The 15,689-nt window shown below is 66.9% G+C and carries 11 protein-coding genes and 2 pseudogenes; 3 read left to right on the plus strand and 10 right to left on the minus strand.

What is annotated here, in order from left to right; translation table 11 throughout:
* Positions 1 to 18: 18 nt before the first annotated feature.
* Positions 19 to 735 (plus strand): annotated as a pseudogene (locus J7360_RS16655) (alpha/beta fold hydrolase); the annotation flags it as partial.
* A 187-nt stretch (positions 736 to 922) separates the two neighbouring features.
* Here J7360_RS16655 and gvpU read toward each other — a convergent pair.
* From gvpU to J7360_RS16695, 8 genes are all read right to left on the minus strand, one after another.
* Entirely contained in the window at positions 923 to 1,381 is a 459-nt protein-coding gene (gene gvpU, locus J7360_RS16660; RefSeq protein WP_039574116.1) for a gas vesicle accessory protein GvpU, read from the minus strand.
* A 221-nt stretch (positions 1,382 to 1,602) separates the two neighbouring features.
* Positions 1,603 to 3,183, minus strand: coding sequence for a gamma-glutamyltransferase (gene ggt / locus J7360_RS16665; protein WP_057658545.1), 1,581 nt, complete (start codon positions 3,181 to 3,183; stop codon positions 1,603 to 1,605).
* Entirely contained in the window at positions 3,183 to 4,643 is a 1,461-nt protein-coding gene (locus J7360_RS16670) for an AtzE family amidohydrolase (RefSeq protein WP_057658547.1), read from the minus strand. The genes ggt and J7360_RS16670 overlap by 1 nt, the downstream gene beginning before the upstream one ends.
* Positions 4,644 to 4,855: 212 nt before the next feature.
* On the minus strand, positions 4,856 to 5,971 hold the full coding sequence (locus tag J7360_RS16675; RefSeq protein ID WP_209034295.1) for a nucleoside hydrolase: 1,116 nt from the start codon (positions 5,969 to 5,971) through the stop codon (positions 4,856 to 4,858).
* Between the two features lie 148 nt (positions 5,972 to 6,119).
* Positions 6,120 to 7,676: an adenosine deaminase gene (locus tag J7360_RS16680; protein WP_057658552.1), complete on the minus strand. Its 1,557-nt coding sequence runs from the start codon at positions 7,674 to 7,676 to the stop codon at positions 6,120 to 6,122.
* Positions 7,677 to 7,802: 126 nt separating this feature from the next.
* A complete protein-coding gene (locus tag J7360_RS16685; protein WP_057658558.1) occupies positions 7,803 to 9,116 on the minus strand; it encodes an NCS2 family permease in 1,314 nt (437 codons plus the stop codon).
* 363 nt (positions 9,117 to 9,479) lie between these two features.
* Positions 9,480 to 10,439 (minus strand): PDR/VanB family oxidoreductase, encoded by a 960-nt coding sequence (locus J7360_RS16690; RefSeq protein WP_022557971.1) that lies wholly within the window; start codon positions 10,437 to 10,439, stop codon positions 9,480 to 9,482.
* A gap of 17 nt (positions 10,440 to 10,456) precedes the next feature.
* Entirely contained in the window at positions 10,457 to 11,509 is a 1,053-nt protein-coding gene (locus J7360_RS16695) for an aromatic ring-hydroxylating dioxygenase subunit alpha (protein ID WP_057659503.1), read from the minus strand.
* Positions 11,510 to 11,633: 124 nt separating this feature from the next.
* Between J7360_RS16695 and J7360_RS16700 the strand changes: the two genes are divergently transcribed.
* Together J7360_RS16700 and J7360_RS16705 are read left to right on the plus strand one after the other, a co-directional pair.
* Positions 11,634 to 12,551, plus strand: coding sequence for a LysR family transcriptional regulator (locus J7360_RS16700; protein WP_003489426.1), 918 nt, complete (start codon positions 11,634 to 11,636; stop codon positions 12,549 to 12,551).
* A gap of 493 nt (positions 12,552 to 13,044) precedes the next feature.
* Positions 13,045 to 13,857: a TatD family hydrolase gene (locus tag J7360_RS16705; protein ID WP_057659505.1), complete on the plus strand. Its 813-nt coding sequence runs from the start codon at positions 13,045 to 13,047 to the stop codon at positions 13,855 to 13,857.
* A gap of 141 nt (positions 13,858 to 13,998) precedes the next feature.
* On the opposite strand, the gene J7360_RS16710 is transcribed toward J7360_RS16705, so the two are convergent.
* On the minus strand, positions 13,999 to 14,667 hold the full coding sequence (locus tag J7360_RS16710; RefSeq protein ID WP_057659507.1) for a glyoxalase/bleomycin resistance/dioxygenase family protein: 669 nt from the start codon (positions 14,665 to 14,667) through the stop codon (positions 13,999 to 14,001).
* A 268-nt stretch (positions 14,668 to 14,935) separates the two neighbouring features.
* Positions 14,936 to 15,670: pseudogene (locus tag J7360_RS16715) on the minus strand (LysR substrate-binding domain-containing protein); the annotation flags it as partial.
* Positions 15,671 to 15,689: the final 19 nt, after the last annotated feature.

Here is a 15,689-nt window from a genome sequence, read left to right on the forward strand (position 1 = left end):
GATTAAAAGTGCTGGTGACACCGTCTGATCGCCCCGGATCTCCCCGGCTTCGGCATGACCAAGGCACCGCCGCGTGGGCAGTTCGATTACACCTTCGATGCGCTCTACAAGGTGATCGAAGGCTTTACCGAAGCGTTGGGACTGACGCGTTACAGCCTGTACCTGTTCGACTACGGTGCACCGGTCGGCTTCCGCCTTGCGGCCGCGCATCCGGATCGGGTGAGCGCCATCGTCAGCCAGAACGGCAATGCCTACCTGGAGGGCTTCAGCGACCAATGGGACGCCTGGCAGGCCTACTGGCGGGAGCCGAGCGCCGCCAATCGCGAGGCCTGCCGCGCATCGTTGTCGGCGCAGACCATTCGTGAGTGGCAATACGGCACCGGTGTCGCGCCCGGCACACTGTCGCCGGACGGCTACACCCTGGATATCGCCTACATGGCGCGCCCGGGCGCCGAAGAGATCCAGCTCGACCTGATTCTGGATTACCGCAGCAATGTGGCGGCGTACCCCGCATTTCAAGCGTATTTTCGTGCCCATCAGCCGCCGTTGCTGGCCGTGTGGGGCAAGTACGATCCCGCCTTTATCCCGGCCGGCGCGCAGGCCTACCGCACGGATCTGCCAAGGGCCGAAGTGCATCTATTGGAGACAGGGCACTTCGCCTTGGAGACGCATGCGCTGGAGATTGCGCACTACATCGGTGATTTCTTGTCGCGGACCCTCGCGCCGTCGGCATGACGCGGGCCGTGGCCGATGCCGTCGTGGACGCTGCATCGCCATCGTGCGCCGAGGTCCGACGGCGGCGGCCTGACACAATGTCCGCTACCTGCTGCCGTCCTGGCGCGGCGTTGCACTGCCTTGAGCAAGTGTTTGGTCGCCCAGTGTGAGATGGCGGGCACTCACACTGGAGCAGACGGCAGCGGGCTCAGTCTGCCGACAGCGAGCCAAGGGTGAATCCGGAAACCGCATTGACCTTGCCGCGCCACAACACGCCACGGTTGCTGGGCAGCGGCTGGCCGCCCGGTGAGAAGCAACGCGCATCGATCAGGTGGATGAACTGCGGCGGCGTGCTGCTCTGCTGCGTGTCGTCTTCGGCATCGTAGATGCTGGCGTGGCTGGCAAACGCGCGACGGATATCCTCTTTTTCATCGGCATCGCCCGGATAGGCAGCAGAGAACTCCTGCGCGAACGCCTCGAAATAGCGCTTCCCGCTGACCAATTGGCCGGAAATGACGATGCCTTCGACAAACAGGGTGACGCCGAACTGCACGTCCGAGGTGTTGGCAATGCCGACCAGCTTCTGCAGATACCAATCCACGCTCTGGCCATCGAACGCCAGCTTGACGTCTTCCAGCGACGGTTGATGTTGATCTTGGTCTGTCATGTTGCTCTCCTTGAGTGGATTGGACGACGCGTTAGCCGTAACGCAGATGTGGATGGCGCGCCCTTGGCGTGCTTAAGCATGGCACACGGATCGCCAAAGTTGCCGTGGTTGGGTTCGCTACGAAGGCTTCCGCACCACGGTCTTGCGACACATGGACGCTTTCATCCGGTGCGCGCCCATGGCGCACGTGGGACGCGGCCGCAGCGGAACGACCACTGTGGTCACCACGCCGCCACTGCTCCATCCGAGCGCGGATCGCTGGCGCCACTCAGGACGCCATCTTGCTCGCGCACCAAGGCACCGGCATGTCCCATCACCGCGCTGTACGCCGGCAGCAGTTCCACCGCATGCCCGGCATTGCGCAGGGCCTGCACCACGGCCGGGTCGAAGCGGTCTTCCAGCTTCAACGCCGTGCTGTCTTCGCCCCAGGTGCGGCCCAGCAGCCAGCGCGGTGCGCTGACCGCCTGCTGCAGCGGCATGCCGAAGCGGGCGTAGCGGGAGAACACGGCGGCCTGGGTTTGCGGTTGGCCTTCGCCGCCCATGGTGCCGTAGGCCATCACGCGGCCGTCGTCGAAGGTGGCCAGCGCCGGGTTGAGCGTGTGGAAGGGCTTGCGTCCCGGGGCAAGCGCATTCCAGCCATCGGGGGCGAGGCGGAAGCTGCAGCCGCGGTTCTGCCAGGTGATGCCGGTGCGCGGCAGCACCAGGCCAGAGCCGAATTCGAAATAGGTGGACTGGATGCAGCTGACCGCGCGGCCGTGCGCGTCGATGGCGCCGAACCAGACGGTGTCGCCTGCCTGCGAGGGCTGTGGGCACGGCAGTGCGGCGCGCATGTCGATGCGTGCGGCGAGCGCATTGAGCGCGGCGCTGTCGTCGAGCAGGGCTTGTGCGTCGAGCGTCATCCAGGCGGGGTCGCCGAGGTGTGCGTCGCGGATCAGGAAGGCCTGCTTGCTGGCTTCGATCAGCCCGTGCAGGTGTGCGTAGCTGTCTGCGTCTTCTGCCTCCAGGCGATCGAACAGTGCCAGGATCAACAGCGAGGCAAGCCCCTGCGTGGGCGGCGCGTGGTTGTAGAGGCGCGCGCCCTGGATGACAACCGATAACGGCACGCTGGCGTCGGCGCGATGGGTCGCCAGGTCGTGTGCGCCGAGCGGGCTGTCGAATGCCTGCAGGTCTGCGGCGATGTCGTGGGCAATCGCGCCGCGATAGAAACTCTCCAGACCTTCATCGGCGAGCCGCTGCAAGGTACGCGCGAGCTGCGTCTGGCGCAGCAGCGCGCCTTCGCGCAGCGGCGCGCCGTGCGGCTCGAAGATCTGGGCATAGGCGCCGGGTTGTGGGCGCAGTTCTGCGCGCTTGCTGGCGGCCACCTGCGCGCCGCCCAGCGTGACCGGTACGCCGGCACTGGCGTGATGGATCGCATCGCTCAACAGGCGTTGCAGCGACACGCTGCCGTTTGCCTGCTGCAGGGCCAGCGCCCAGCCGGAGACGGTACCGGCCACGGTATTGGCCGCGCCAGGCCCGCGCCACGGAATGTGGGCGTGGCCGCGATAGAAATCCAGTGTGGCCGCCTGCGCCGCGCGGCCGCAGGCATCGATGGCATGCACGCGGCCATCGGGTTCGTGGATGAGCCAGAAGCCATCGCCGCCGATGCCGGTCATGTGCGGGTAGACCACCGCCAGGCAGGCAGCGGTGGCGACGGCCGCTTCGATGGCATTGCCACCGTCGCGCAAGACATCGCGTCCGGCCTGTGCGGCAAGATGGTGCGGTGCGACCACCATGCCGCGGCGCGCGCGCAGGGTATGCAACATCAGCGTGGCTCCGGCGGTGGGCTGAAGGCGAGCAGGCCGTCGCGCTCGAGTTGCGCGGCCAGCGCAAACAGGCGGTCTTCACGGCCGGGCGCGGCGATCAGTTGCACGCCCAGTGGCAGGCGCCCGGGACGCGGCAGCGGTGCGGCCAGCACCGGGCAGGCCGCCAGGCCGAGTGGCTGGGTGAAAATACCCAGATTCGCACGCGCAGAGACGGGCAAACCGTCGATCTGGATGGTGTCCTGGTCGATGCGTGGCGCCACGCAGGGTGTGGCTGGCGCGATGAGCACATCCACCTGGTCCCACAGCGCATGCATGGCATCGGCAAACCACTGCGCGAAGCGGTGCGCATCGGCCACGGCGCTGGCAGGCAGCTGCAAGCCGGCAAGCAGGCGGTCGCGGGTGGCCGGGTCGAACTGCGCGCCGTGCGCGGTGAGCGCGCTGCGGTGACGATGCCCGCCTTCGGCAGCGGTCAGGACGAAGGCAGCGGCGCGTGCGCGTTCGGCCTCGGGCAGGTCGATCGACGAAAGGCTGTTGCAGGCGGCGAGCAGGGTCTGCAGCCCGGCCTCCAGATCCGGATCCAGATTGCGCTCAAACCAGCCGCCCAACCGCGCGACGCGCAGCTTGCCGGCATGGCACGCAGGCAGCGGCTGCCCGCGCAGTACGTCGTAGACGCGGCGCAGGTCGGCCACCGAGGTGGCGAATGGGCCGACCACATCCAGCGCATCGACAAACGGAAACACCCCATCCAGGGGGACGGCGCCGTGCGTGGGGCGCAGGCCGTAGATGCCGCACAGCGCGGCCGGCACGCGGATGGAGCCATTGGTGTCCGAGCCAAGCGCGAACGGCACCAGCCCGGCGGCCACCGCTGCCGCCGAGCCGCCCGATGAGCCGCCTGCCAGGTGCTGGTCATCGTGCGGATTGGCGGTGGTGCCGTAATGCGCATTGACCGTGGCGAAGCCGTACGCGAATTCGTCCATGTTGGCGGTACCCACCAACACGGCGCCGGCTTCGCCGAGCCGTTGCACCACCGCTGCATCGCGGCTGGCAGGCGGGCAATGCGCACGCACTGCGGCGCCGGCGGTGGTGACCTGCCCGGCGACATCGAACAGGTCCTTGACCACGAACGGCACGCCGGCCAACGCGCCACCGTCGCTGCCACCGGCAAGCGCAGCCTGCACGCGCGCGGCATCGGCCGCGGCACGCGCCGGCAGCAGGTGGGTAATGGCGCACAGGCGGTCGTTGGCCTGGTTGATGCGTGTCAGCGTCTGGGTGGCCAGTCGCGCGGCCAGCGTGGGCTGGCTGCGCGTGGTGCTGACGATGGAGGCGATCTGGCCGCGCAAACCGCTGCCATCATGCGCCGTTGCAGGCGGCGCATGGAAGGTGGCCAGCAGCTGCGCGTGCCCGCGCAGCACTTCGGTATTGCGATCGACGCCGGCCTGCCACTGCGCTGGGAGTTGCATGAATCACCTGTTGGAAAGCGGGGATGGGGGAGTCGGGATTTGAGATTCGCCTGCTTGCCTGCGTGCTGTGCAGGTTGTGAGGTGAGGGCATGCCCCGGGAGTTGGGATGTATCAGGCGTTTTCCTCCACATAGCTTGCGATCTCCTCAGATCAGCGCCGCGCCGTCATCAGCGCAGCGCACCCTCATCCGCCCTGCGGGCCCCTTCTCCCCATCAAGGGAATCGAGGACCCGAAGGGAGGACGGGGAGGGGCGATCCCACTGCCGGCGGCTGTGGAGCAGTGAGGCGGTCGACCAGCAGCTGCTCGAATGCTGGCACATCCACCGCATGCACCACCGTCTGCGCCCGCTCGCCCAGCCCGGGCTGATACCCCGGTGCCCACGACAAGATATCGCCGTACCCGGCATCGAAGGCAGTGTTGGTGTCCACGTACAGCGTTTCCGTATGCCTCGCCAATTCCGGGCGCAGCCACACGGCCGTGGCCAGTTCGTCCCACATCGGAAAGCCCGGCTCGCGACTGCGCAGTGCGTGGCCAATCGTGGTGTCGGCCGCACTCATGCGCGCCAGCAACTCGGCGGTGAGTTCGGTGGCGGTGGACGGGTCGACCGGCACCATGGTGATCTGGCGCCACGGCGCGCGCATGACGATGCTGGCCGCTTCGGGATCCCAGCGGATATTGAACTCGCGTCGCGGCGAATTGACGAATTCGCGTGCGAATTGCTGCGCACTCACGCTGTTGCGTTGCTGCCGCGGATTGAGGCTGCCACCCATATAGACCAGCTCGCGCGCCAGCGTGGCAAAGGCCGGGTCCAGCGATTGCGCCAGCGCCAGATTGGTCAACGGGCCAGTGGCAATGATGCTTACCTCGCGCGGGTACTGACGCACCATGCGCAGCATGAACAACGCGGCCGGCTCGTCTGAGGGGCGCACTACACTGGGATTGCCCAAGGCCAGATCGGGCACCACATCGGGGGCGTGATAGCGCGGCGCGCTTTGCACGGTGTCGCCGTCCACCCAGTGCTTGTTCCATGCGCCTTTCCACACGAGTTTGCCGTACAGCGCTTCCCAGCGTTCGGTGGCCAACTCGCTGTTGAGCAGCGGATGCACCGGGCCGGGAAGTACGGGAATCTGCGGATGGCCAGCCAGTTCCAGCAGGCGGCAGGTATGCGCCAGCACCTCATCGCGCCAGATATTGCCGCTGACGGCACTGATGCCCAACACCTCGACGTCGGGCGATTGCAACAGCAGCAGCTGTGCGGGGGTGAAGCCGTCGATGTCGTCTTCGAGAATGACGCGGCGTTTGGATGAGGGGAGGTGCGGGTCGGTCATTGCGTTGTTGTCGTGGAAGGTTGAAGGCATTGCACCGGCGATGGACAGAGGCATTTGTAGGAGCGTGCCTGCGCGCGACGGGGCGTTACCGGTAAAGCCCGTTCGCGCTCGGGCGCGCTCCTACGTTGCATATGTCTCGTTGTCGGCGCTATCTGTGTTGCAGCAACAGCGTGCGCTCGTACTGGGCCAGGTCGGTTTCCAGCTGCCATTGCAGCCGAGCCTTCTCGCTGCCCTGGCGGAATGCTCGACAGGCAGCATCATCTGTTTCGCGCTGCAACGCAGTGGCGCAGGCCTGCGCAGCTTTACCGTCGGCATCCCACAGGCTCGCACCCGGCAGGAAGCTGTAGCGCAGGCCATTGCGGGCCAGCTGTTTGAGGCTGGGGTAGTCGATCCCCTGTTCCTGCATCGCACGTTGGTACTCGTGGGTCATGTCCGCACGCGAGACGCCGGCATCGTCGGTGGACAGCACCACCGGCACGCCGGCACGCAGATACAGCGCCAGCGGATGCGCGGCGCCCTTGATGCCCAGAATCACATCGTTGCTGGTGAGGTTGATCTCGACCGCAACCTGTTCGCGTCGCATGCGTTGCAGCAGTGCCTCTGCATCGTCTTCGTAGGGCAGGTCCACCCCATGCCCGATGCGGCGCGCACCTGCATCCACCGCCTGCCGGATATGCGAGCGCAGCTGCGCCGGCGGCACCAGCCCCAACGCCAGCTCGCCGGCATGCAGCGACAGCGGCACACCGGGGTAGCGCGTTGCGAAGAAGCGGAACATCGCCATATGCCGCGCGTAATCGGCCAACGCCACTGGATTGTCCTCCGGCGCGACGATGTTCAGCGCCACCGCGCGGCTGCCGCCGGCGGCGATCAGCGCATGCGCCAGCGCCATCTGCCCAAACACCATCGGCTGCGGCAGCACGCGCAACACATACGGAACATAGCGGTACTCGACCGTGCAGCCGGGGCGTGCATCGGCCTGGTCGCAACGCAGTACGCGTCGGCCCTGCGCGTCGATGTCGGCAAGATCGCGTTGCGCGGCCTGCACCAGCGGCGCCAGGTCGGGCTGCAACGCACGCAGATTGGCTGCGTCGTCCTCGCCCTTCCACGGCAGCGACTGCATGCGCTTGGCAGCCTGATCCATCTGCGGCGGGTTGGCGATGATTTCCACATACGGCACGCGGTCGCGTGCGGCCTGCTCCAGCACTGCGGCGACGGTGTCGGCGACACGGGTGCGGACCACCACATCGAACTTGCCGAAGGTGCTGAAGAACTGATCGTGGCCGCTGGGTTGCGCCGGGCCGGGCAGGAAGTTGCGCATCGACAGCGAATTCACCATCCGCCCGTACAGCGCGGCGTTGCGTGCCGCCAGGCCGCTGGCCGGTTCCTGGCCGGCCCCGCACGGCGGTGCGCGCAGGCTCAGCTCGTCCAGTTGCACGCAGGCGCCATCGTCGCTGGCCCATTGCAGATACGTCTCGGCATACACCGAACCGGACAGGTGGTTATGCAGGTCGCCACCTTTCGGCATGGCCTGCAGCCAGGTGCGTAGCTGCGCCGGCTGCGCGGCCGCCTCACGGAACAACTGCGCTACCTGCTGTTGGCGTTGTTGCGCAGGCACGGGCACAGGCGCTGGTGCCGGCCGTGCGTGCACGACGATGGGCAAGCACGCCCATGCGCTCAGGACCAGACAGCGACGAAGAAATAACATGCAGGAGACTCGTTTGGAGAGACGGTGGTGTGCGACAGCCGACGACCACATAGCTTGCCTGCCAGCGCGACCCGAGGCCACCCACGTGCGCGCCGGTAAGCAAGCCTGGAACAGATGAGGCACGCATCATTCCAGCGCATAACGCAGCACGAACAAGCCCGCGATGGTCCAGGTGGCCGGGTGCACGCCCCGCCAGCGGCCGCTGCCGAGTCTGAGCGCGGCATAGGTGATGAAGCCGAACGCAAGCCCCGTCGCAATGGAATAGGTCAGCGGCATGGCGAGCATGCAGATGGCGGCCGGCAACGCGTCGCCCACATCGTCCCACTGGATCTGCGTGCATTCGCGCAGCATCACCGAGGCCAGGTAGATCAGGGCCGGTGCGGTGGCGTAGGCCGGCACCATTGCGGCCAGCGGGGAGAACAGCAGCGCGAGCAGAAACAGGGCGGCAACCACCAGCGCGGTGAGGCCGGTGCGCCCGCCCACCTGCACGCCGGCGGCGCTTTCCACATAGGCGGTGGTACTGGAAGTGCCGAGCAGCGCGCCGGCCAGGATGGCGGTACTGTCGGCAAGCAGCGCGCGATCGAACTGACGGCGCTGCGCGGGCGTGTGCAGCAGGCCGGCGCGCTGCGCCACACCCATCAGCGTGCCGGTGGCGTCGAACATTTCCACCAGCACGAACACCAGCACCACATGCAGTACCGCAGCGAGCGCACCGCCGCCGCCATGGCCGCGCAAGGCGCCGACGATATCCAGCTGCAGCACGGTGGGCGCCAGGCTGGGCGGCAGCGCCAGGACGCCTTCGTAGTGGACCAGTCCCAACGCCAACGCTGCCCCGGTCACCGCAAGGATGCCGAGCAACATGGCACCCCGCACGCGGCGCACTTCCAGCACGCCGATCAGCAGCAACCTGGCCAGCGCAAGCAGCGGCTCGGGTCGGTGTAAATTGCCCAACGTCAGCAAGGTCTGCGGATGCGCCACCACCAATCCGGCTTTCTGCAGCCCGATCAAGGCCAGGAACAGGCCAATGCCCGCCGCAATGGCGCTGCGCAAGGTGGTCGGAATGCCATCCACCAACCAGCGCCGCGCGCCGGTGATGGTAAGCAGTAAAAAGAGGCAGCCGGAAACGAACACCAGCCCCAGGGTCTGCTGCCAGCTGTAGCCCAATGTGCCGACCACGCCGAAGGCGAAGAACGCGTTCAAGCCCATGCCGGGCGCCATGCCGATGGGATAGTTGGCCAGCACTCCCATCAACAGCGAACCCAGTGCTGCAGCCAGGCAGGTAGCCACGAACACCGCGCCGTGATCCATGCCGGTGGTGGCCAGGATGTCGGGGTTGACGAAGACGATGTACGCCATGGTCAGGAAGGTGGTGGCACCGGCCAGCATTTCGGTGCGCACGGTGCTGCCGTTGGCGGCAAGCGCAAAACCGGGCCAGCGCATCAGCACGCGCTCGCGATGCAGGGCAGGTTGACGGCAGGACAAAGGAACATCGGCAGACATCTCATCGATACGGGGCGGCGCGCGTGCAGCGCACGCACGCGGGCGGCCCATCTTGCCCTGTTGCATTGCGCTTGCCACGGACCTCGGGCACGGATTGCACTGCAGGAGCGCTCACATACGCTAGCGCGGAAACGTCACCCGGCATCGCGCATCAGCGGCGCAGGTCCCGCCGCTGATGCACGCATGACAGCGCACGCGCCGTGCGCGATGGCGCGCTCTGTTGCCTGCCATCGTGAAAGGCAAGCGAGGCATCAGGCTGCGCAAGGTGACTGAACAGCTGCGGTGGCATCGCGGAAACAGCGTTCAAAGATCCAGCACCAACCGCGGCGAGCGGCTGCGCGAACAGCACACGGTGATCTGCCGATTGGTGGCGCGTTCGGCGTCGCTGAGCATGCTGTCGCGGTGATCTGGCGTGCCAGCCAGCACGCCGGTCAGACAGGCGCCGCACATGCCTTGTTCGCACGACAGCGGCACCTCGATACCGGCATCGAGCAGGGCACTGGCGATGCTGCAATCGGCCGGCACCTGCACCACGCGGCCGCTGGCGGCCAGTTCCACCTCGAACGCGCTGTCGGCATCGTGGGCAAGGCTGGGCGCGGGGGCGGCGAAGTGTTCGCGATGCAGTTGCGCCGCCGTCCAGCCATGCGCCTTCGCCAGCACGGTGAAGTGGTCCATGAACGCCGCCGGCCCGCACAGATACAGCTGATCGCATGCACGCGCCTGGCCCAGTTCCTCGGGCACATGTACGCGTGGGCTCTGCCCGCCATCGCTCAGATGCAGGGACACCTGCCCATGCGTAAAGCCTTGTTGCAGCCGCTGCGAAAACGCCACATCGGCATGCCGGCGTGCGTAGTAATGCAGCACGAAGGGCTCGCCGCGCGCTTCCAGTGCTTCGGCCATCGACAGCAGCGGGGTGATCCCGATGCCAGCGGCCAGCAGCACGTGGCGCTCGCCCGGATGCAGCGGGAACAGATTGCGCGGTGTGGAGATGCGCAGGCGGTCGCCGGGCGCGAGCTGCTCGCACAGATGCCGCGACCCACCGCGCGAGGCGTCGGCCAGCTTGACGCACAGCAGATAGTGGTCGCGCACATGCGGCGCGCTGGCGATCGAGTATTGGCGAATCAAGCCATCCGGCAGATGCAGGTCGACATGCGCGCCGGCCTCGAATGCCGGCAACTGGGCGCCCACCGGTTCCAGCCGGATCGCGCGCTGGCGGTGGCCCTGATCGACGACGTCGGCAACGCGCACTTCATGCAGGCTCATGCGGGTGTCCTCGGCCGTCAGCGCAGGAAGAAGTCGCTATAGCCCTGGCTGCGCAGCCCGCGGCGATACGCGATGGAACTGCGGTCGGCGGGAATATGCACTTCCAGCAGCGGGTCAAGCGGCAGATATTCCGGCCGCTGCGCTTCCACCATGGCACGGTCTTCTTCGAACACGCGCAGGTTGAACGCATGCACGTCTTCCACCGGCAGATGGGTGTCGAAATTGCGGGCGATCGGCACCAGCAGGCGGGTGGTGTGCTTGGACACCGGGCTGGCGGCATTCATGATCACCAACCGCTTGCCCGGCACCGGGAAGTGGATGGTGAGCGTGGCGGTGAAAGGCAGATGCACCTCGAAATGACGCAGCCATTGGAAGTTCGGGTCCACGTCCGGCAGCGGCATGTCCACCGAATAATTTGCCACGCTGCTCAGGTAATCGGCATTGAAGCCGGTCGGTGTTTCGGTGGTGGTGTAGGCCGGCACTTCGCGCTTGTCCGGCTGGGCGAAGGTAGCGGTGTGCACGAAGGCGAAATGCGCCACGTCGATGAAGCCTTCCAGCTGGCGCGCGGCGCTGCCGCCGATGTCGAAGGCCGGGCACACGATCTGCTGGAAGCCGTCTTCGTCCCAGCCCGGCATCGGCGGGATCTGGATGTCCGCATCGCTCACCCCGGCCGGCTTGGCCAGGCACACCCAGATCAGCCCGTAGCGCTCGGCCACCGCATAGGTGTGCAGGCGCATCTTGACCGGGATGTTCTGGCTGGGGCTGGCGGGGATATGGTTGCAGCGCCCGCCCGCGCCGAAGCGCAGCCCGTGGTAGGCGCACACCACGCCGCCGCCATCGGCCGTGCCCATGCTCAGCGGCACCCCGCGGTGCGGGCAGACGTCGCGCGCGGCCACCAACTCGCTGCCCAGCCGGTACAGCACCAGCGGCTCGTCCAGCAGGGTGGCCTTGAATGGCGCCTCGCTCACCTCGCTGCTCAGCGCCACCGCATGCCAGTGCTGGGCCAGGCGCTGCCAGTCGGCAGCGTCGAAAGTGCAGTGCAGCGGCAGTGTGGGGACGGCGACATCCATGGGCGGTCTCTGGCGTGAGGCGGGAGCGGTGCCGATTGACTCTAGGAAGCCGGGGGTGTGTGATCAAACATCGATTTTCAGCCAAGCCATTGCAAAAAATGCAACGTCAACCGAGCCCCGCCGCATGCTGACCTTCTCGCGCTTCACCCGGTATTTCATTGAAGTGGCCCGCTGCGGCAGCATCCGCAAGGCCTCCGAGGTGCTACACGTCTCGGCGTCGGCGATCGACCGGCAGATCCTCAAGGCCGAGGAAGAACTGGGGGCGCAGCTGTTCGAACGCCTGCCTGGCCGGCTGCGGCTCACCGCTGCGGGCGAGTTGCTGTTGGTGGACGTGCGCGGCTGGGAGAAGGCCTATGCACGCACGCTGGAGCGCTTCGACGAGCTCAAGGGCCTGCGCCGCGGGCATGTGGAGATCGCCATGATCGACGCGCTCAGCGAAGGCGTGGTGCCGGCGGCAGTGGCGGCGCTGGTGCAGGAGTACCCGGGCATCACCTTCAACCTCTCCACCGCGCGCAATCAGCGGGTGATGGAAATGGTGACCTCGGCCGATGTGGATATCGGCCTGCTGCTGGACCCGGTCAGCAGCGTGGACCTGGAAGTGCGCGCGTTCGCGGACATTCCGTTGGGGATCGCGATGCCGGTGGGCCACCCGTTGAGCACCCGCACCGAGCTGCAGCTGAGCGAGACGCTGGAGCATCGTCTGTTGCTGCCCGCCGCCCCGTTGATCGTCGGCGAGCACGCCAAGGTGCTGTACCAGCGCCAGCACATCGACGTGAAGCGGCTCACCCACTGCAACGACGTGCGCACGCTGCGCGGGTTGGTGCGTGCCGGTGCTGGGGTTGGGTTGATGTCGTGGCTGGATGCCGCCCCGGATGTGGCCGACGGACGTCTGGCCTTCGTGCCGTTTCGCCAGCACCTGACCAAGCCGATGACGCTGGCGCTGTGCGTGGCGCCGCAGCGTCAACTGTCGCGTTCGGCGCAACTGGCGATCCAGGCGCTGGCAGCGAAGATCGATGCGATGGCGGTGCCGGCGGTGGAGTAGCCCTCATCCGGCGCTGAGCGCCACCTTCTCCCGCCAGCGGGAGAAGGGAGATCGTCAACACCGCCTGCCTTCCCCCGCCTGCAGGGATAAGGTGCCCGAAGGGCGGATGGGGGCAGTCGGCCGGCACGCTCGGCTCGCTGATTTTATAGGTGCGGCTTTCCTGGGCGCGGGCGTTCAAGCCCCACCGGCGCCCCGCCCTCATGCAGCGAGCCTGCCTTCCCCCGCGGGAGAACGAAGATCGTCAATGCCTGCCTTCCCCCGCCTGCGGGGGTAAGGTGCCCGAAGGGCGGATGGGGGCAGTCGATCGGCACAATCAACTCGCTGCCGACCTAGGCTTGGCCATACTGCGCCCGGGCGTTCAAGCCCCGCCGGCACGCTTCCCTCCGCCGGCGCTGCACGCCACCTCTCCCGCCAGCGGGAGAGCGAGGCTCAGCGGAGCTAACCCCTCGCTCGTTACACTTACGCGGCTCACCCCCCACACGACACCCGCAGCATGCAATTGATCGATATCGGCGCCAACCTCACCCACGACTCGTTCGACCGCGATCGCGATGCGGTGCTGCAACGCGCACGCGATGCCGGCGTGGCGCAGCTGGTGATCACCGGCGCCAGCCGCGAGCATTCGCCGCTGGCCCTGCAACTGGCGCAGCAACACCCCGGATTCCTGTACGCCACCGCCGGCGTGCATCCGCATCACGCAGTGGAATTCACTGCCGAATGCGAAGCGGAAATGCGCACCCTGCAGGCGCATCCGCAGGTGGTGGCAATGGGCGAGTGTGGGCTGGATTACTTCCGCGATTTTGCGCCGCGCCCTGCGCAGCACAAGGCCTTCGAACGCCAGCTGCAGTTGGCCGCCGACAACGGCAAGCCGCTGTTCCTGCACCAGCGCGACGCGCATGAGGATTTCATCGCCATCATGCGCAGCTTCGAGGGGCGCCTGGGTGCGGCGGTGGTGCATTGCTTCACCGGCACGCGCGACGAACTGTTCGCGTATCTGGACCGCGATTACTACATCGGCATCACCGGCTGGCTGTGCGATGAGCGCCGCGGTGCGCATCTGCGCGAGCTGGTGCGCAACATTCCGGCCAACCGTTTGATGATCGAAACCGATGCGCCGTACCTGCTGCCACGCACGCTCAAGCCGATGCCCAAGGATCGTCGCAACGAGCCGATGTTCCTGTCGCATATCGTCGAAGAGCTGGCGCGCGATCGTGGCGAGGATGTCGCGGTGACCGCCGCCAACAGCACGGCCGCAGCGCGTGCGTTCTTCCGCTTGCCGGCGCCTGCTAGCACCACAAGCGGCTAACAGCATGGCGCAATCGTGGACACCATGGCGTACTGGTACCGCAGTGCGTGCGTGCCGCATGCCGCACCGAGCCGGCCGTACCTGCCGGCGGTGAGCGCAGTGCTTTTACGCGCGGATCTACGTTGATCAGGCCGCGTGGCATTACGCCGCCAGCAATTCCCACCCCTGCGCATCGCGCAGCCGCAGGCCGGGTGCTGGCGCGTCCACGCTGATGCGCAGGCCGTCGGCCCAAGGCAGTTGCCGTTGTTGCGGGAACCACCGCCGGCGCTGGTCGACCACGATCAACAGGCCGTGGTCATCGCCCAAGGCCACAAAGCCCTCCAGCGGCGGGGCGAAGGGGTGCAGGCTGAAATGATGTGCCAGGCTGCGTGTCACCACCTCGACATTGTTGCTAGGCAAGCCGATTTCGCTCAGGCACAGCAGTTCTTCGCCACGGAACTGGCCTTCACCGGCCGCTGCATCCTGCAAGGCATTGCGCGCGATCAACTCCAGCACTGCGCCATCGGGCCCGGCGAAATACACCGAATGCGACTGCCACGCGCCGTCCAGGGCGAAGTGCTTGCGACCGTGTGGATCGCTCAGCAAGGTGGCGCGTGCGCCAATCCACTGCGCAGCGGCCTGGAAACGCGACGGAGCCACGTTGAAGGCCATATGCACGCTGCCCACCGGGCGCTGCGCCTGCACGCACTCCAGTGCGCTCCAGCCGATGCGCACCGCATTGCCGTGTACGAGCAACTGCAGCACATCGCGGTAGAAGCGCAGGGTCAGGTCGGGGTCCAGGCAGGGCAGTAAGAGATGACGCAGATGCATGGCGGCAATGTCGTTGGAAACCCGGCATTGAACGACCTCAAGCGCAGTTGAGGTCAAGCCGATGCTGCAAGTTGCTTGCATCACAGCGCGTCAGCATCAGCAGGTACGAGTACTGCAGAGAACCGCAGCATGCGATAGAGCGCTGGCAACGCGTTGCCAGCGTTCCTCAGGTGCCTGCGGATGTCGCGCTCGGAACCGCCGTGAACGAGCGGCAGCTGCCGATCCGAGCATTGGCCGCCCAGCGTTGCTCATCCGCAGGCGACCCTGCTCAGATCAACTTTGCCAGCGCCCACAAATGCCGCACCAACGGTGTGGTCTCCAATCCACCCGGCGCGGCGGCCAGGGCCAGTCGCGCCAGCGGCATATGGCCTTCGATATCCAGATAGCGCACGCCGGGCCGCTGCAGCTGTGCGGTGGAGGCGGGCACCACCGAAACACCCAGCTCGGCGGCCACCAGATTGATGATGGACGACATCTGCGGCGCCTCCTGGGTGATGCGCAAGGTCACGCCGGAGTCGCGGCAGGCGGCGAGGATTTCGTCGTACAGGCTCGAGCCGAAACTGCGCGGAAACAGGATGAAGGGTTCGCCGGCCAGCGCCGCCAACGGCGCGCTGTTGCGCGTGGCCAGAGGGTGCGCGGCCGGCACGGCGATCTTCATCGGCTCATCGGCAAAGCGCAGCAACTGCAAATCCGCTGGTGTGCTCAGCCCATAGCGCACAAACGCTGCATCCAGACGGCCATCGGCCAGCCCGACCAGCAGGCTGGCGGTATTGGTCTCTTCCAGCAGCAATTCGACCTGCGGCCATTTGCGGCGGAAGTCGCGAATCAGGCGCGGCACCACCGGGCTGAAAGCAGCAGAGGCAGTGAAGCCCAGGCGCAACCGTCCGGATTCGCCGCGCGCCACCCGGCGTGCGGTTTCGGCGGCGCGTTCCACATCGGCAAGCACGCGGCGCACCTCACCCAAAAACGCCTCGCCAGCCGCAGTGAGCTCGGCGCCGCTGTGGGGGTTCTAAGCCGGAACC

This window comes from Xanthomonas sp. D-99 (assembly GCF_017746145.1).
Classification (GTDB): domain Bacteria; phylum Pseudomonadota; class Gammaproteobacteria; order Xanthomonadales; family Xanthomonadaceae; genus Xanthomonas; species Xanthomonas cissicola.